This is a genomic window from Herbaspirillum frisingense GSF30, from assembly GCF_000300975.2.
GTDB lineage: Bacteria > Pseudomonadota > Gammaproteobacteria > Burkholderiales > Burkholderiaceae_D > Herbaspirillum > Herbaspirillum frisingense.
On the sequence record NZ_AEEC02000005.1, the window covers coordinates 181,766 to 200,091 of the forward strand.

General features: G+C 63.2%; 13 protein-coding genes. 6 read left to right on the plus strand and 7 right to left on the minus strand.

What is annotated here, in order from left to right:
* Positions 1–12: 12 nt before the first annotated feature.
* Together HFRIS_RS05725 and HFRIS_RS05735 are read right to left on the minus strand one after the other, a co-directional pair.
* Positions 13–3,840, minus strand: coding sequence for a hybrid sensor histidine kinase/response regulator (locus HFRIS_RS05725; protein ID WP_039874539.1), 3,828 nt, complete (start codon positions 3,838–3,840; stop codon positions 13–15).
* Between the two features lie 361 nt (positions 3,841–4,201).
* Positions 4,202–4,573, minus strand: coding sequence for a hypothetical protein (locus tag HFRIS_RS05735; RefSeq protein WP_006462316.1), 372 nt, complete (start codon positions 4,571–4,573; stop codon positions 4,202–4,204).
* Between the two features lie 705 nt (positions 4,574–5,278).
* On the opposite strand from HFRIS_RS05735, the gene HFRIS_RS05740 reads away from it, so the two are divergent.
* Positions 5,279–7,477 carry an ATP-binding protein gene (locus HFRIS_RS05740; RefSeq protein ID WP_006462317.1) on the plus strand — a complete coding sequence of 733 codons (2,199 nt, stop codon included), beginning with the start codon at positions 5,279–5,281 and terminating at the stop codon, positions 7,475–7,477.
* 39 nt (positions 7,478–7,516) lie between these two features.
* Here the strand turns inward: HFRIS_RS05740 and HFRIS_RS05745 are convergent, their stop codons facing one another.
* The 5 genes from HFRIS_RS05745 to pgi form a co-directional block, all read right to left on the minus strand.
* The gene (locus tag HFRIS_RS05745; protein WP_006462318.1) at positions 7,517–8,611 is read right to left on the minus strand and encodes an ATP-binding response regulator; all 1,095 of its coding nucleotides are present in this window, start codon (positions 8,609–8,611) and stop codon (positions 7,517–7,519) included.
* A complete protein-coding gene (locus HFRIS_RS05750) occupies positions 8,608–9,078 on the minus strand; it encodes a response regulator (RefSeq protein ID WP_006462319.1) in 471 nt (156 codons plus the stop codon). Before HFRIS_RS05750 ends, HFRIS_RS05745 begins: the two co-directional genes overlap by 4 nt.
* Positions 9,079–9,121: 43 nt before the next feature.
* On the minus strand, positions 9,122–10,729 hold the full coding sequence (locus HFRIS_RS05755; protein WP_039874543.1) for a sensor histidine kinase: 1,608 nt from the start codon (positions 10,727–10,729) through the stop codon (positions 9,122–9,124).
* Between the two features lie 270 nt (positions 10,730–10,999).
* Entirely contained in the window at positions 11,000–11,578 is a 579-nt protein-coding gene (locus tag HFRIS_RS05760; protein WP_006462321.1) for a hypothetical protein, read from the minus strand.
* A 45-nt stretch (positions 11,579–11,623) separates the two neighbouring features.
* Positions 11,624–13,327 carry a glucose-6-phosphate isomerase gene (pgi, locus tag HFRIS_RS05765; RefSeq protein WP_006462322.1) on the minus strand — a complete coding sequence of 568 codons (1,704 nt, stop codon included), beginning with the start codon at positions 13,325–13,327 and terminating at the stop codon, positions 11,624–11,626.
* Between the two features lie 323 nt (positions 13,328–13,650).
* Here pgi and HFRIS_RS05770 point away from each other — a divergent pair, with 323 nt between their 5' ends.
* From HFRIS_RS05770 to HFRIS_RS05790, 5 genes are all read left to right on the plus strand, one after another.
* On the plus strand, positions 13,651–15,609 hold the full coding sequence (locus tag HFRIS_RS05770) for an ATP-binding protein (protein ID WP_051110877.1): 1,959 nt from the start codon (positions 13,651–13,653) through the stop codon (positions 15,607–15,609).
* Positions 15,610–15,844: 235 nt separating this feature from the next.
* The gene (locus tag HFRIS_RS05775) at positions 15,845–16,564 is read left to right on the plus strand and encodes a type 4 pilus major pilin (RefSeq protein ID WP_006462324.1); all 720 of its coding nucleotides are present in this window, start codon (positions 15,845–15,847) and stop codon (positions 16,562–16,564) included.
* A gap of 58 nt (positions 16,565–16,622) precedes the next feature.
* Positions 16,623–17,264, plus strand: a complete 642-nt coding sequence (locus HFRIS_RS05780; RefSeq protein WP_006462325.1) for a pilus assembly FimT family protein — start codon at positions 16,623–16,625, stop codon at positions 17,262–17,264.
* A complete protein-coding gene (locus HFRIS_RS05785) occupies positions 17,261–17,869 on the plus strand; it encodes a type II secretion system protein (protein WP_081626823.1) in 609 nt (202 codons plus the stop codon). Before HFRIS_RS05780 ends, HFRIS_RS05785 begins: the two co-directional genes overlap by 4 nt.
* A partial coding sequence (locus tag HFRIS_RS05790; RefSeq protein ID WP_006462327.1) for a calcium-binding protein occupies positions 17,866–18,326 on the plus strand: 461 nt, incomplete at its 3' end. The genes HFRIS_RS05785 and HFRIS_RS05790, both read left to right, overlap by 4 nt.

An 18,326-nucleotide genomic window follows, 5' to 3' on the forward strand; every position in this document is an offset into this window, starting at 1 on the left:
CGACCCAAGGCTTCAAGCCAACGCAATCTTCGTCAATATCTCCTGCAACTGATCGATATCGTAAGGCTTGGGCAGCGAATGCGACGGGAAGCCCACGTTGCGTGCCACCATCGCGCCGTAGCCGGAGGCGAAGATCACCGACATCGTCGGGAACCGCTCCAGCGCGCGCTTGGCCAGTTCCACCCCCGTGATACCCGGCAGGTTCACATCGGTGAAGAGCACGTCGAACGGCTGCTCCTCCAGGGCCTGCAGCGCGTCTTCGCCGCTGGCCACGCCGCGCGCCTGATGGCCCAGGGTCTCCAGCAACTCACAGACCAGCTGCTGGGAGTCGATGTTGTCTTCCACCACCAGCAGGCGCAGTCCGCTGACGGCCTGTGCGGGCTCATCGGCATCCTGCGAAGTCACGCTGCCCGCCGCGCCGACGCTGCCACCTGCAGCGAGGCCGCCCGTGCCATAAGCCTCCTGGGACAGTGGCTGCTCGGTCGCATCAGCCTGGTGGTGGCGCTCGGCCACCGGCAAGACGTGGATGGTGGCCGAGGCCGTGGCGAGGTCACGCTCCCGGCTGGCCTTGGCCAGTTCGATGCGATGCGCCCGGTTGGACAGCATGTGCCGGATCCGTTGCGCCAACTGGTTGATGCGGTAGGGCTTGGAGAGCAGTTCCACGCCGGCATCCAGTCGTCCTTCGTGAACAATGGCATCACGCGGATAGCCGGAGGTAAACAGGATTTCGATCTCCGGCAGCAACTGACGCGCCTGCCGCGCCAGTTCGGTGACCGGCACGCTGCCCGGCATCACCACGTCGGTGAACATCATGTCCACCGTGATGCCGCTCTGCAGGATGGCCAAGGCCCGTTCGCCATTGTCGGCCTTGAGCACGCGATAACCCAGGGACGAGAGCGTGTCGATGACCGTGAGCTGCAGGTTGGGATCGTCCTCGACCACCAGGATGGTCTCGTCGCCGCCCCGCACCTGAAGGTCGCGGCTGTCGTCGACGACCACCTCGTCCTCGATGCAACGCGGGAAGTAGATGCGGATGGTCGTGCCCTTGCCCGGTTCGCTGTGCAGGCTGATATGCCCCTTGCTCTGCTTGACGAAGCCATATGCCATCGACAGCCCCAGCCCGGTGCCCTCGCCTTCGCGCTTGGTGGTGAAGAAGGGTTCGAAGGCGCGTTCGCGCACCTCCGGCGACATGCCGGCGCCATTGTCGGAAATCTGCAGCTCGACGTAGTCGCCTGCGGCCAGATCGGCCTGTGACAGGAAGGCCGGATCGGTCAGTTGTACGTTATCGATCTGCAATGTCAGGCGGCCGCCATTGGGCATGGCGTCGCGCGCATTGATGGCGGTGTTGATGATCAGGTTCTCGACCTGGTTGGGGTCGAGCATGCTGTTCCACAGTTCATGCGTGACCACCGTGGAAATCTCGATGTTCTCGCCCACGGCGCGGCGCAGCAGGTCATCCATGTTCTGAACGACACGTTCCAGGTTGATGCTGCGCGGCTGCAGCGGTTGCCGGCGCGCGAAAGCCAGCAACTGCGAGGACAGTTTGGCCCCGCGATCGACCGCGCCGATGGCGGTGCGGATGCGCTGCCGGCTGCGATCATCCTGGCGGGGGTCACCCTGCAGCAATTGCAGGTTGCCACCGATGATCTGCAACACATTGTTGAAGTCGTGCGCCACGCCGCCGGTGAGTTGGCCCACGGCTTCCATCTTCTGCATCTGACGCAGGGCGGCCTCGGCGCGGGTGCGCTCGATGATCTCGGCGACCACGCGTTGCTCCAGGGTGTCGTTGAGTTCGCGCAGGGCATCTTCGGCGCGGCGGCGTTCAGTAATGTCGGTGGAGACCGCGATCATGGCCTGCGGACGGCCCTCGCCGTCGACGATGCGGCTGATGTCGCTGGAGACCCAGAAGGTCGAACCGTCCGGACGCAGGTAGCGTTTTTCCAGGGTGAAGGAGCGGCCATCCTCGATGCAGCGGTTGAACAGGGACATGTTCATCGGCACGTCATCCGGATGGGTGACGTCGGCCAGGGTCATGTGCAGCATCTCGTCTTCAGTGCGGCCGAGCATGCGGCACAGCGCCTGGTTCACACGCAGGTAGTTACCTTGCAGGTCCAGCTCGGAGAAGCAGACCGAGGCCTGGTTGAAGATGGCCGTCAGGCGGCTCTCGCTCCACGACAAGGCCTGCAGGCCACGACGCCGCTCGGTCAGATCGATGAAGGTGCACAGCGCCCCTTGCAGCTTGCCGTCCTGCCACACCGGATGCGCCTGGTATTGCGCCGGGAAGCTGCTGCCATCCACGCGCAGGAAGTCCTCGTTGTCGATATGGGCCGTGATGCCTTCGCGCGCCGCCTTGAGCACCGCGCATTCGGCACGGCTGACCGGCTCGTCCTGTTGCGGGACCAGAATCACTTCATGGATGGATCGTCCCAGCACGTCCTTCTCGCTGGCATAGCCCAGCATCTGAAGGAAGGCGGCATTGCACAGGGTGACCGTGCCATCGCAGTCGATGGAAAAGAAACCCTGATCGGTGGAATCCAGCAGCTGGCGCACGAAGGCATTATTGGCCCGCACGCTGGCCTCGGAGGCGGCCAGCGCCTGTTCCATCAGCTTGCGCGAGGTGACATCGAACACCACGCCCACATAACGCGCACCGGCGCGTGGATCGTCCTGCACCACCTCGCCCTTGCGCGCCAGCCAGCGCTGCTCACCGTCGGGGCGGGTGATGTGGTATTCGGTGTATTCGAGCGGATTGCGCGGGCCGCTCTCACGGATACGCACCGTCCCCAGGTTGGGATGAAACTCTTCATCGATCATGTCCACCAGTTGCTGCGAGGTCACCTCGCCTTCCGGCGCGACACCCCACAGGCGGCGGAAACGGTCTGACACCGCCAGCTTGCCGGAATCAGGAAACCACTCGAAGATGCCAATCCCACCGGCACGGTCGACGATGCGCAGCCGCTCCTCGGCGACATGGAGATCAGTGACGTCATTGCCTTCGATGAAGATGCCCGCCACCCGGCCATCGCTGCCCTTGATGGGCTGGAACACGAAGTCCAGCACCGCCCCGGCGAATCCACCCTCCTCCGAGCGCCGCAGGAACAAGCGGGCGCCACGTTCGGTATAGGCTTGCCCGGTCTGATAGACGCGGTCCAGCAGCGCGAAGAGGTTTTCATCCAACAGTTCGGGCAAGGCCTCGCGCGCCGGCAGCCCCAGTACCGGACGGTCGCCGAACAGCTTGAAATAGGCGTCATTGACGCGCTCGAATACGTGCTGCGGCCCGCGCACCACGGCCTTGAAGCTGGGCGACTGCTCCATCAGGTCGCGCAGCAGGTCGGTATGGGCCAGCGCTGCATCCAGTCCACTGGCCCGGTGCAGGGAACACAGGACGCCGGCCACCTGGTCGTCGCCTGCTTCACCCTTCTCATCCCATACCGGCAGGCAAGAGAAATCCCATTGATTGCCGGTGGCGATCGCCTGGTTGTCATCGTGGAACAAGGGCAGACGGCACAGCTTCTGTTGCTGGCCGGCGAACGCGGCCTCGATGGCGGATTCGCAGCGGCCACTGGCGCCGGTCCACATGTGCGAACCCGCCAGCGCAGCACCGAACGCGGCCGGGTGGGCCGCGCCGATACAGGCGGCAAATGCATCGTTGTAGAGCATGTGACGGCCAGCACCCCACACCAGCAGACTGGGCGTGGGCGAACGCAGTGCGATATTGAGGGTGGTCCGCAGCGTGGGCGACCATTGGGTCGGCGCGCCCAGGGGGCTGGCGCTCCAATCGGTTGCTGCGACGATTTGCGCGGTCAGGCCGGTTGCGCGCAACCAAGAAATTTCTGCCATGTCGTGAAACTTACCTTTATGAGCACCGAGGTCGGTCGCGTGGATGACGGCGTTGCGCGATCACGTTGCGCCGTCCTTGCCCACGGGTCCCTTCATTGTTGTTCGCATCCGTTTCGAGCGGGGACGCTTGCGTACTGCAAGCTCGATAGTGCGGCGAGCTCGATATTGTCGATCATGCGCCCCTGCATGACGCGCACGATTATACGGGAAGCCCGCGCCCGCTCGCGCTGCCGTCTCACGCCGCGGGCAACGGCGCATGCGGCCAAGAGCCGCATGGCATCTGCATTTGCGGGGAGCTTCCGGTTTTCCTACACGAAGTCGCGTCAGGCACCTACAGGGTGCGGCGCCCGGCCTCAGGGTATCAGCCGGCTTTTTTCTTCAGCGCACGTTCTTCGCGTAGCAGGCGATTCAACTCGGCCAGTTCCTGGACCGCTTCCTGGGTCAGGATCACCGGCTCGTTGGGTCGGTAGGCGCGGCCGCCCAGGCGACCGTTCATGCCGATGTAGGCGCGCGCACAGCGCCGACGATAGGCCAGGATGTCTTCCTCGCCGTGCAGCGGCTCACCCGCCGTATCCTGTTGCTGTACGGGCTCGGCAAAAGCGCTCGGGCGCTCGTCCTCGGTTTCGCCGGGGTGCCCGGCCTGGGTCGAGATGTGGTTGCGATAAGCGGTCCAGTCGCCCTGCTGGATGGCGACGAGAGGATCGCAAGGATGGGTGGAATCAGACTTGTCCATGAGGCTACCCTGCTCAAAGATCCGACGCATGCCGACTGCGCCGGGCTGGTTGCAACGTCAGCTTGCCATTGTCCGCATCGGTCCCGGCAGGTGCCAGCGGCTTGGCCGGACCGATACAGCGTTCGATTTCTTCCCGGTATGTCATCGACAGCATACTGGTTCGCTCCCTGTTGTAACCCCGGCTCAGCACACTATCGACGACTTCATTGTAGCCATGTCACGCAAAACTGGAAGAGCCTGACAGCGCCTCCTGATGTGATTTGACGCATCCTCACGAAGTCTCAGCACTTGAACCGGGCAATCTTTTCCCGTGTGGCATCTTCCGGCACAAAAGCACCGGACTGCCGCGTTGTTTCTGCGAGTTTTTGCTGATCTTAAGAGCCCGCACGGATGAGTTCTATCGGACTGTTCCCGATTGCCTTGTAGGACAAAATGGAAATCCCGGCGGCTGGCGAGACTGGACGGATCGGGGCCTCCCGGCGCTGCCATTAAATTCACATGCAGAGTTCACCAAATGCAGGACCACGCCTATAATTGGCATTTCCCGAAAACAAGGGCCGTACCGCCGCGCTTGACCACAGCTGGAACAGCGCGGAATGAAAAGGTGCGTTGCCGACTTTGGGCCGCCTCCAACTTGCGTTCGTCTCCAGATGTGCGCGACCGCAATTCGACGCCCTGTTTCCACAGGCCTCGGGAAAGCAGTACATGAGCAACCCGTACCACGAAAATCGCCGACGATCGGTCGACCTGAGCAACTGCGACCGGGAGCCGATCCACATCCCCGGTTCCATCCAGAGCCACGGCGCCCTGCTGTGCTTCACGCCGGATGGCCGCCTCGCTTCGCGCAGCGCCAACGCCGATGCCCTGCTTGGCGCGCTGCCCGCGCCGGGCGCCCCCCTGGGCGAACACCACCTGGATGCCGGCGCCCGCGCAGTGATCCACAGCGCGCTGGAAGACAAGCATGGCTATGTCGATTCGCGCATGATCACCCTGCCGTCCGGCGCCTTCGATCTGGTGACCCACAAGTCCGAGGGCGTGCTGATCGCCGAATTCGAGAAACGCCCGGCCGATGCACTGTCGCTGGACGCCTTCGCCCTGGCGGCGCACCAGGCCATCCAGCGCATCCAGCGCCAGCAAGGCGTGGAAGACCTGCTGACCCTGGCCGTGGACGAGATCGCCCGCATCACCGGATTCGACCGGGTGATGGCCTACCGCTTCCTGCATGACGATAGCGGCGAGGTCGTTGCCGAGCACAAGCGCGAAGACCTCGAACCCTTCCTCGGCCAGCGCTATCCGGCCAGCGACATCCCGGCCCAGGCGCGACGCCTGTACGTGATCAACCCGATCCGCCTGATCGCCGATGTCCAGGCGCCCACGGTGGCGCTGGAGCCTGATCTCAATCCCCTGACCGGGCGGCCGCTGGACCTCAGTCACAGCATGCTGCGCAGCGTCTCGCCGGTACACATCGAATACCTGAGCAACATGGGCGTGGGCGCCTCGATGAGCCTGTCCATCGTCATCGGCGACCGGCTGTGGGGACTCATTGCCTGCCATCACATGAGTGCCCACCTGGTACCGCACGCGGTGCGCATGTCCTGCCAGTTGCTGGCGCAGTTCGTCAGCGCCCTGGTCGAGCGCAACCTCAATGGCGAACGCGCCCGGGCGCTGGAATACAGCACCTCCCTGCGGCGCGAGATCGTGGCCCGCATCACCGACCGCGAAGACATCGTGCTGGCCCTGGCCGGTGAACACGAGGGCTTCCTGCGCCTGATGAACAGCCATGGCGGCGCCATCTCGATGGACCGCAAGACCCAGGTCTTCGGCAAGGCACCGTCACGCGAGGCGGTCAACGCCTTGATCAACTGGCTCAACGAAAACGAACCCGGGGACCTGTTCTACACCAGCGCCCTCGGCGCCGATGCCCCGGCCCTGAAGCAGGCGCTGGGTGACATCTGCGGTGTGCTGGCCGTGCGCTTCTACCGCGAACAGGACGGCTATGCCTTCTGGTTCCGCAGCGAACAGGTGGAAGACGTGCGCTGGGGTGGCAATCCCGAAAAGAAATACAGCATCGGCCCGCTCGGCCCGCGACTCACGCCACGTGGCTCCTTCGCGGTCTGGAAGGAAACCGTGCGCGGAAAGAGCCTGCCCTGGGTCAAGACTGAACTGGAAGTGGCCGGCCAGCTGCGCCTGGATTTCCAGGAAGTGGCCCTGTCCAACGAAAACATGGTCAAGCGCGCCCGCGAAACCCTGCTGGCCACGCTGGGCCATGACCTGCGCGATCCGCTGCAAGCCATCATGATGGCTGCCCGCATGATCGAGGTGCGCGAGCACTCACCCTCCAGTTCCAACCTGAGCAAGCGCATCTCGTCCTCCTCCAGCCGCATGCATCGGCTGATTTCGCAGGTACTCGACATCAGCCGCCTGCAAAGCGGCATGGGTCTGGATATCCAGCGTCGTCCGGTGGACGTGCGCAAGATGGCGATGGAAATCGTCAACGAGGCCCGCATGGCCTATCCCGACAATGAAATCATCCTGGAAGCCGAAGACTGCGGTGAGATCGGGCTCGATGGTGACCGCATCAGCCAGGTGGTGTCCAACCTGCTGTCCAATACGCGCCACCATGGCGAAATCGGCAAGCCTTCTACACTGATCGTGTTCCGCCGCGACGAACAACTGACCATCTCGGTCTCCAACCACGGCGCACCGATACCGGCCGCCGTGCGCGACAATCTCTTCAAGCCGTACAAGAAGGAGTCGATGGGCAACCAGCGCAATGCGCGCGGCCTGGGACTGGGCCTGTACATCGTCAGCGAGATCGTCAACGGCCACGGTGGCCGCATCACTGTAGACTGCGACAACAACATCATCACCTTCACCGTCACCATTCCGGCGCCGGCAGACTGAACGCGACGCTGACCGCCACCGGCACCCCGGCAACATCGCTCAGTTCGGAGTGGTCAGCGGCAGCGTCAGCAGAAAACGGACACCGGGGCCAAGACCTTCCGCGTGCATGCGCCCTTCGTGTAATTCCGCCAGCTGACGGGCAATGGCCAGCGACAATCCTGACGCAACGCCGCTCTCACCTGCAAGGTCGACCTCGACATCGTCATCGCCAACACGCTCCGGCGCATTGGCCTGATCGGCGTCGATCAAGGCCTGCCCCAGCTCCAGCTCTACCTGCCCCCCCGTCTGACGCAGGATCACCTGCACGCGCCCTTGCGGCGGCGTAGAGCGGATGACGTGCGTCAGCAGGTTCCCCACCACCTGCTGCAGCCGCGCAGGATCCCCCAGGATCGGCGCTGGCGTATCGACTACCGTATGAATGCGGATCTGCCTGGCATCGGCCACCGCGTGTACCGCCGCAATTCCCTGTTCGACCACGCGGACCATGTCCACCGGCTGCATGTCCACGTGCAGCTTGCCGGCCATGAGGCGGCTCAGTTCCAGCAACTGCTCCACCCGCTGCGCCTGCAGGCGCGCATTGCGCTCGATGACTTCCAGCCCCTTGCGCACCTGCTGGCCATCGGTGGCGTCGCGCAGCAGATACTGCGTCCAGCCGATGATGGTATTCAAGGGGGCACGGAATTCCTGCGCCAGCGCGGCCACGAATTCTTCCCGCACGTGGGCCATGCGCTCGGCCTCGGCGAGGCGCAGCAGCGCCTGCTGCTGGAGCAGGCGCTCCACTGCGGCCGGCAGATAGTCCAGATAATCGGTGGTCTTGGGCAGCACGTCGGCCACCCCCGTACGCAGCGCCTCGATGATGAGCGCATCGTCGGACACGCCCGATACCATGATGGCCGGAATGTCCAGACCCGATGCACGCAGCTGCCGAAAAAAGTCCAGACCGGTCTCCAGTGCCTGCAGGTGATAGTCGACGATGAGCAGGTTTGGTCGCTCCTGCTGCACCGCCGCCAGGGCGCTGACGGCATCGGCCACGGCGGTCACGCGATGTCCTTGCTTGCGCAGTACCCGGGTGGCCAATGCCAGCAGCCCGTCGTCATCCTCCAGTACCAGTACGTGGGCGGCGATGGCGCTCATCGTGACCCGTTCTCGCCTCGATCCGCAACACGACCCGCCAGGGGGAGCTTGACCACCTGCAGGAAAAAGCCCAGCCGGCGCACCGCCTCGATGAAGTCGTCATATTCCACCGGCTTGGTGATGTAGACATTGCAGCCGGTCTCGTAGCAGTGGGCGATCTCGCGGGGGTCATCGGTGGTGGTGAGCATGATGACCGGGATGGCCGCGGTGGAGGCCTCCTGCTTCATCCGGCGCAGCACCTCTACGCCATTCACGCGCGGCATGTTCACGTCCAGCAGCACTACCAGCTGTTGCGATTCACCCTGCGCCGGTTCGTCACCATAGAAATAGTCCAGCGCCTCCTGACCATCGCGCAAGCGCGTAAAGCCGTTGACCAGGCCGGCGCGCCGCAGGTTCTTCTCCACCAGAAGCGCATGGCCGTCGTCGTCTTCGACCAGCAGGATATTGACGCTTTGTTCCATATTCATGCCCCTCTCCCTGTGATGTATGCCTGCCCGCCGGTGCCGGCGCTCATGCCGCCACCGGCGGACGCGCCGGCAGGGCCACATAGAAGCAACTGCCCTGCCCCTCCACCGATTCCACCCAGATGCGACCGCCGTGGCGTTCCACCACCCGCTTGACCAGTGCCAGGCCGATACCTTCGCCCGGCGCGGCGTTGCCATGCAGACGCTGGAAGGCAATGAACATCTTGTCCAGATAGGCCGGTGCGATGCCCATGCCGTTGTCGCGCACGCAGTAGGTCACCAGGCTGGGCGCGGCGGCGATGTTGTCGGCGTGGCGCACGTGGTCGATGGTGATACGCCCCTGGCGCGACGGATCAAGGTAATTGACGGCATTCCCCACCAGGTTGCCCAGCACCTGCTCCACCGACGTCGGGTCGCCGAAGGCCGGCGGCAGATCGGCCGCGATCTCTACCTGCGCCCCCTTGGCGCGGATGCTGCCGCTCATGGCCGCGACGATGCGCTGCGCAATGGCATGCATGTCGAGCATGACCGGCTGGTATTCGACACGGCCGGCACGCGAGAGGCGCAACATGGCATCGATGATCCCGGCCGAACGCGTAACCGCGTTCTGGATGAAGCGCAGCGAGGTGTGGATGTCCTCCTCGACCAGCGCCTTGAGGCGCTGCTTGTCCGCCGCCGGCAGCGCCAGTTGTTCGACTTCGGCCAGCAGTTCGCGGGTGGTGTGGGTGATCTCCTTGCTGAAGCCCTGCAGGTTCACCAGCGGTGAGCGCAGATCATGCGACACGCTGTAGATGAACATTTCATTGTCCTGGGTCTGTTGGCGCAGGTCGGCATTGACCTCGGCCAGCTCGCGTGCGCGCTGTTCCAGTTCGGTACGATAGCCCTGGGCCTGGCGCGAAGCCTCGTTGAGGCGCTCGCTGCTGCGGTGCAGGGCATCATCGAGCTGGCAGATCTCGTCATTGCCACCCACCCGCGCCGCCAGCGGCTGCCCGTCGGCAAGGCGCTGGGCATTGGTGATGAGCACCGAGATACGGCTGCCGATGTTGCGCGTAAAGGCCAGCGAGGCCAGTCCCGCAGTAACGATGGAGCCCAGCACCGCCGCGATCAGCAACGCGGTCTGGGAATTGCGCGCCGACTGCAGCAGCGCCGTGCGCTGCTGGCCCAGCCGACGCTCCTGCTCGACAAAGCCATCCAGCCGGCTCAGGAAGTCCGAGAGCCGATGTGGCCCTTCCTCGTCGCGCAGTTCGCGGATCAGCGCATCGCGCTGTCCCCGTTGCATGCGCTCGCGGGCGGTATCGGCCCAGCTGCGATAACGCGCGATGCTGTCGTGCAGCGCCCGCACTGCAGTCGTTTGTTGGGGATTGTCGGCCACCAGCCGAACCAGCTCGCCGGTCTTGACCTCCAGATCGGCCCACATCTCGGGCCGACTGATCGGCTCGGACTGGTTCAAGAGGATGGCATTGCGGATGCGGGCCGATTCCAGCAGCATCGGTTGCCGCACCTCGGCCGCCTGGTTGATCACCTGCGCCGAGTGCGCGGCCCAGCGCTCGGCCTCCTCGGCATCGTCCTGTGAGTTGAACAGCGCCCCCAGCAGCAGTAATTCAACCAGACTGGGGATGGCAACGATCAACAAGCCCTTGGTCAATAATCTCATGTGCGTTCGTCCGCTTCATGATCATTCTCACGGCGCAGCTGCCTTCCATCGCAGCGCCCCCTCTTGGCGTTTCTTATTGTTCTGTCGTACGCCCGCCCGCTGAATTTCTGGTAATCAATTATTACGCCCAATTATAGACTTATAAAGTCATAAACTCATCAACTGTCAACGGCGGTGTGCATGACCGGGGTTGCACTCGGTGCCTTCAGGAAGACAAAAGGCCCGACAGCGTGCTGTCGGGCCTGGCCCTGATCCTGTCGCGGCACTGCGTCAGCCGACGCCACCCTGCACCCACTGCGGTGCGATCAAAGGATCGAAGTCGATCCAGTCACCATCGCGAATCTGGCCTTCCGCGCGCTCCAGATCAGTACCCTGCAGGTCTTGCAGCACCCTCATGGCGCGTTGCTCGACGGCGGAATTGACGGCATCAGCGGAATCGGCGACATCTGCAGATTCATCCAGCTGCACCGCCACCAGCATGCCTGCTACGCGACGCGGCACCGGATCGTCGTCGGTGGCACTGAGACTGCCCACCAGACCGCCCAGGTGACCACCCACAAGCCCACCCAGCACCGGCCCCAAGGGACCAGCCACGGGCGCGGCGGCCACCCCGGCAACAGCCCCGGCGCCGGCACCCGCGGCCACGCCGGCCGCCGCACCTTTATCCGTCTCTTCGGCGCCGGGCGACTTGTCCCGATCGCCGCCCACGGCGAAACGATCATGCTGCCCGGCCGGGTTGACGAAGAAACTGCTGATGCGCTCGCGGGCGAAACCGGCATCGACCAGCGCGTTGACGGCACGCGCCGCCTCGTCCTGCAATTCAAATCGTGCGGCGATGATGCTGCCCATGGTGTCTCCTCCTTGATCCCTGCGGCGCAAGGCGGCCGCTTCGCTTCATTTGGATGGATCGCTAGCGACAGTGCCGCCCTGGCAGGCGCGATAGCGCCGGATCAAGGCATTGGTGGAACTGTCGTGGTGTAGCGGCTGCCCGTGATCGATCAGCTCGCGCGCGGTGCGCTTGGCCAGCTGCTTGCCCAGCTCCACGCCCCATTGGTCGAAGGAATCGATATTCCAGATCACACCCTGGGTAAAGACACTGTGTTCGTACAGCGCGATCAGGCTGCCCAGGCTATAGGGGGTCAGCTGCTCGATGAGCATGCTGTTGCTGGGGCGGTTGCCGGGGAAGACCCGGTGTGGCACCAGTTCTTCAGGCGTGCCTTCTTCGCGCACGCGCTGCACGGTCTTGCCGAAGGCCAGCGCCTCGGCCTGGGCGAACATGTTGGCCATCAGCAGTTCCTGCTGCTGCCCCAGCGCCTGCGCGGGATGGCAGAACCCGATGAAGTCGCACGGCACCATCTGCGTTCCCTGATGCAGCATCTGGTAGAAGGAGTGCTGCCCATTGATGCCGTTATCGCCCCAATACACCGGCGAGGTCTGGTAATCCACCGGCTCGCCGTGCAGGGTCACCTGTTTGCCGTTGCTCTCCATGGTCAGCTGTTGCAGGTAGGCCGGCAGGCGCTTGAGATACTGGCTATACGGCAGCACCGCCTGGCTGCGGGCATCAAAGAAATTGCCATACCAGACCGTGAGCATGCCGAGGATGGCCGGCAGGTTCTGCTCCAGCGGCGCGGTGCGAAAATGTTCATCCATCGCGTGCATACCGGCCAGCATGTCACGGAAGTGCTGCGGTCCGATGGCGATCATGGTCGACAGGCCGATGGCGCTGCTCATCGAATAACGGCCACCGACCCAGTCCCAGAAGCCGAACATGTTGCGCTCATCGATACCGAAGCGGCTGGCTTCCTCGATATTGGTGGTCACGCCCACAAAGTGCCTGGTCACAGCCGCCTCGTCGCCCAATTGCTGCACCAGCCACTGGCGTGCGGCCTGGGCATTGGTCATGGTTTCCAGGGTGGTGAAGGTCTTTGAGCAGACGATGAAAAGTGTCTCCTCCGCCGGCAAGCCGCGCACCGTTTCCAGCAGTGCCGCCGCGTCGACGTCGGAGAGGAAGTACAGCGACAAGTCGCGCTGGCTGTAGTGGCGCAGGGCCTCGTGCGCCATCATCGGCCCCAGGTCCGAGCCACCGATACCGATGTTGACCACGTGGCGGATCGGCCGGCCGGTATGCCCGGTCCATGCGCCGCTGCGCACCTGTTCGGCAAACACCTCCATGCGCGCCAGGACATCCTGCACCTGCGCAATCACGTCTTCACCCTCCACCACCAGCCGCTCCGTCGCCGGCTTGCGCAGGGCCGTATGCAGCACCGCACGCTGCTCGGTGGCATTGATGCGGTCGCCCCGGAACATTGCCTCCACCCGATCCTGCAGGCCGCACTGGCGCGCCAGCTGCATCAGCAGGGTCATGGTTTCGGTGGTGACGAGATTCTTGGAATAGTCGAGATAGATACCTGCCGCTTCGGCGGTCAGGGTTTCGCCGCGCCGGGGATCGGCGGCGAACAGGCGTTCCAGGCGGAAGTGGCGGGCACTGTACTGGTGGTGCTCCTGCAGGGCGATCCAGGCGCGCTTCTCGGTCAGCGACTCGCGCTGGCTGTAGACGAACAGCGGCAGTTGAAGATCGGCGGCGGGCAACTTGGTCATGCGGACTCCTTGAGCGGGATGGCAGCGCCAGCGGACTTGCCGGACGGCATGCCGGATCGCTCGATGATAAGGGTCGACCTGTTCCGAAGGGCATAGGACGGCGGCACATTCGCTTGTAGGAAACGAGGAATCCACGCTCCTTGTTTTGCCTGGATGCAGATTTCCTTTGATCGACGGAAATCCAATGCCCGCGCGGCTTTGCGGCGACCAATCCGGTCAGGAAATGTCAGCCGGCGTGTAGTTTTACTAGCTAAAGTATAGCCGTCAAAACAATGGATCGTAGCGCTGTAGCGATGAAGTATCGCCTGCAGTCACTCTCGTTTATGAACACCACTGTCGCCACCAGCCCGCACACGACATCGACCGGAATCAATCCGCGTGTGCCCACTACCGCCATGCCTGAGACCAAGGCGATCGTGACGCTGCTCAGTGCAAACGGTGCCGCGGCTGGCAATGCAGCATCCAAGGATGCGCAATCATTTTTCAATCGGGAAGGGAGCCTGGGCTGGGTCGAGTCCCAGGACGGCCCGTTGGTCAAGGCAGGCTCCTCCTATGAGAGACTGCGCGACGCCGGCATCGTACCCGGCCAATTCCTCGCCGTTGCCGCCCCCGACTGGATCTTCCACGGCCAGCAGGAGTTCATCCTGGTCCGTTTCCTGCAGGTCACAGCCAGGCGCGATGGCTACAGCACCAGTTGCGAACTGCATTGCTGGGTCATGGGCAGCTGTCGCATCAACCCGGTCAACGGGCAACTGAGCTACTTTGCCGGTCTGCCTGGCTACAGTGGGCTGATGCTCTCCCCCACCTGCGGCTGCCACGTGCTGCCCGAGTCCATCCTGCGCGCCCTGCTGGCGCTCTCCGGCGAGGTCGGTGAAGCCTTCGAACTGGGCCATGTGCGCTGGGGCGAACATATCGGCCAGCATGCCTACACGGCGCCGGTGGCCATGAGCGTCAATGAAGTGGTGGGCAAGCGCACTGCCATGTTCGGCAAGACCCGGCTGGGCAAATCCAACGTCGTCAAGCTGCTCATGCAGGGCGTGCTCAATGCCACCCGCGAGAGTGGCCACGTCGGCCAGCTGGTGTTCGACGTCAACGGCGAATACGCCAACGACAATCCCCAGGACGGCAATTTCTCCATCGCCTCGGCCTACCCCGAGCGCGTCCAGGTGTACTACCTCTCGACCCAGCCCCGGGGTGACGGCGAATTCCTGCGCTACAACTTCTATGACATCCCGGACCGCGCCCTGGCGATCTTTTCCGAACTGCTCACGCCCTCGGTGCTGGAGATTGCCGAGGTACGCAACTTCCTGATGATCCGCTTTCCGGCCCTGTCGGCCCTGAAGACCGGGCGTGCCGACGACAGTGCGGCCGCCTTCCGCAAGCTCTGTCTGTACTGGACACTATTGCACGAAGCCGGCTTCGAGCCGGGCGAGGTCGTCTGCGCCGCCATCGCTGCCCGTGGACTGGTCAACGTCGGTTTCACCCAGGGCTTGCGCATGGCGGCCTGGCAGGCGATCAGATCGAAGGTGCCGCCGCCGATACCCACCAGCTTCACCGAGATGACCGAAGAAATCCGCGTGCTCTCGGCCTTCGCGCTCAAGTACGAGAACGACCCCAACCTGCGCGTGGGCCGCACCGAACTGTTCGACGAAGAAGACCGCGTGATCCAGGAACTGCTCTGCCAGACCAATGGCGTGGGTCCCTATTTCCTGCGCGAATGCCTGCAGTTCCACTCCGCCAACGCCAGCGATTTCCTGCATGACAGCCTGCGTGCCCTCGATACCGGCAAGACCGTCATCATCGATCTGGGTGCGGCCAATGAACGCATCGTGCGCTACTTCTCGCGCATCATCTCCACGGCCGTGTTCCTGCAGCAGGAACGCAAATTCATCACCAACACCCTGGCCGGGCGCTTCGTGCAGATCTACTTCGAAGAAGCACACATGATCTTCCCCGTCGAGGCGGCCGGCAAGAACACCACCGACATCTACGCCCGCTTTGCCAAGGAAGGCGCCAAGTTCGGCATCGGCATCGTCTATTCGACCCAGTCGCCGACCTCGGTCAGCTATTCCCTGCTGACGCAGACCGAAAACTTCTTTATCGGTCATCTCTCCAGCGACATCGATGTCGATGCCCTGGCCTCGGTGCAAAGCCTGTTTGGCGCCGTCAAGGACGACATCCTGCAATTCCGCCTGCCCGGCTACATGCGGGTACTGAGCTATTCGCGCCGCTTCGTCCTGCCGATCCAGGCCAAGCGTTTCGATCCACGAGAAAGGAGATAGCCCCGTGATGAAGTAAATCGCCAAACCAAGGACAAGCACCACGACGACGTGACAGAAAGCAAGGCGCATGCGCGCAAGACTGCCCCGACACCCTGGTTGCCTGCCAGGACGTGGCATGAAGAACGGGACAACCCTTGGCCCGGCGCGGTGTTCTTTGCCAAGAATCCATCCACTCATCAGTTAGGCCTGCCCCCCTCTTTCAGCCGGCGCTAACCCTATTTCAAGGAATACAGACATGCTTTACTCCCCTCACCCGGCGCGCCAGCCGCGCACCCTGCCGCATGCGCAACGCGGCTTTACCATCGTCGAACTGTCGGTCGCCGTGGCCATTGCCGGCGTGCTGCTGGTCTCGGCGATTGCACTGGTGCAGGTGGTGCTGCGGCAATCGCGCGCCAATGATGTGGTCAGCGGCATCCCGCGCCTGATGGCACAGATCGACAAGATTTATGCCCGGGCCAATAACTTCATCGGTCTGAGCACCGACGTGGCCGTTGGCTTCGGTGCCTTTGACAGTGTCTTTGACATTCTCGGCGCTCCCCCAAACCGCATCGCGAATAATCGCTTTGGTTACGCCACCAACGTGGATGTCGCCACGGCCTTTACCGGAGCAGCAACCAACACCGGCTACGCCGTCACTTTCGCCGGCATTCCTGCGTCTTCCTGTGCTGACATTGTCACTTCCGCGGCTGCCACCGGCATACGCGGCATTCTTGTTCAACCTGAAACTACGGTCGGCACCCGCTCCATTACCACTGCAGGTATTGGCACGATGACTCTGGCCGCCATTCAAGCCGTTCCACCTGGCGGTGCCACGGCCGGCGGCACTACCGGCGGCGGTGCGGTCGTTAAGGGCAATCTTGCAAACGGCAATCTGGATATCGCAGCGATGACCGATCCGCGTGCCTGCGGCACCGGTAGCAGCACCGTCACCATCGGCCTGGTCAACTGGAAGTGATGTCCTTCGATGCGGTTCCTTTAAGAGGAGCTGCATCGAAACATACCTCCGCACATTCATGAGAAAACAGCAATCCGGCTACACGCTGGTAGAGCTCTCGGTCACTGTGGCCCTGGCTGGCATGATCGTTCTGGGCGGCATCACCGGTGCCACCTCGCTGCTCGATCAACAACGTATCAACGACTTGTCCGAGCAGAATGCCAATGCCATCAGGCGCGTCAACGAAGCCTATGCGCAACTGCCCAGCTACGCCGGTCTGTCCTTGCGACGAGCGGTGTCCTTTGGCGCGTTCAACCAGTTCATCATCAACTTCCCTGGGACCGACCGCGTGACCGTGACCCATCCATTCGGCGGTGCCGTTGGCGTGGCCGCGCTCGGTGGCGCCGCGCCTCTGGCCTGGGGCCTCTACCTCAACGCCATCCCGGCCAGGCACTGCATCGAAATGCTGTACCAGTCGGCGCCACTAGCCGATGCGCTGGTGGTCTTTCCCGGTGGTATGGGCAACCCGGTCGGCTGGACCGGCAACATTGCCATCAACACCGCCGTGCCGGAGATCACCATCGGAGGCGGTTTTGGCCCGGCCGCCCCGCGCATCGTCAAGAATCTGACTCGCGAACTTGCCCCTCCAGCACTGGCAGCGGCTTGCCAGGACGCTGGCGACAACCTCGGCGTGCTGCTACTGAAAACCAAATTACGATGAACCGTTTCTCCTTACCCAGGCGGTCATGTGCCGCCCATTCGCCTGGCGCCCCCGGTCACGCGCCGCTGCCACATCTACTGCGACAGCGCCAATGTGGTTTCACGCTGGTGGAGTTATCCGTCTCGATGGCCATTGCCGCCATCCTGGCGGTGGCCTCGCTGGTGGTGCTGCGCCAGCAGCTGGATCAGACGCAGGTGGCCTCATCGTCCTATTTCCTGCAGCAGACGGTGGTGGCGTTGCAGAATTTCTTTTCCAACGATAACGGTGCCGCACCGATCAACAACAGCACGCTGGCCAGCGGCGCCGCCGTGGCCCGGCAATACGTCGGGGGCGGTGCCGGCGCCAGTACCCAGATCAACAATCCCTGGGGCGGGCAGATGTTCGTGGGTCCGTTGATCGCCGGCAGCAATACCAACTGGGTCTTGCAGGTATCGGGGCTGCCCATGCGGTTGTGTCCGGACATCGTGCAAAGCGTGGAATCCACCTTGAACACCGCCAACCTGCGACATGCCCTGACCGCGTCGTCGGCAACGTCGATATCCTGCGACTCGGTAAAGGTATCAATGCGGCAGACACCGTCGTTGCCCGGTCCGGCAATCATTTGACACTGACCTGGGGCACTGACGCCATCACCATCGAAAACTATTTCCTGACAGGCTATTACTACATCGAGAAGATCACCTTCGATGATGGCACGACCTGGGCCTATTCTGACCTGGCGTCCCGCCTGACCCAGACCGGCACTTCCGGAAACGAAAACTGGACCGGATTCGGAGACCAGAACAACCGCATGCTCGGCATGGCGGGAAATGATGTGCTCACCGGGGGCCGACTTGCAGATACCATCGAGGGCGGCAGTGGCGATGACACCCTCTATGGCGGCGACGGCGACGATACGCTATCCGGCGACAAAGGAAATGATTATCTGAATGGTGGTCTGGGCAACGACATCTATGTCTTCAATCAGGGCGATGGCGTCGAAACCATCAACGACTATGACAACAATGTTGGCAACATCGATACGCTGCGACTGGGTAAAGGCATCAAGGCGGCAGACACTGT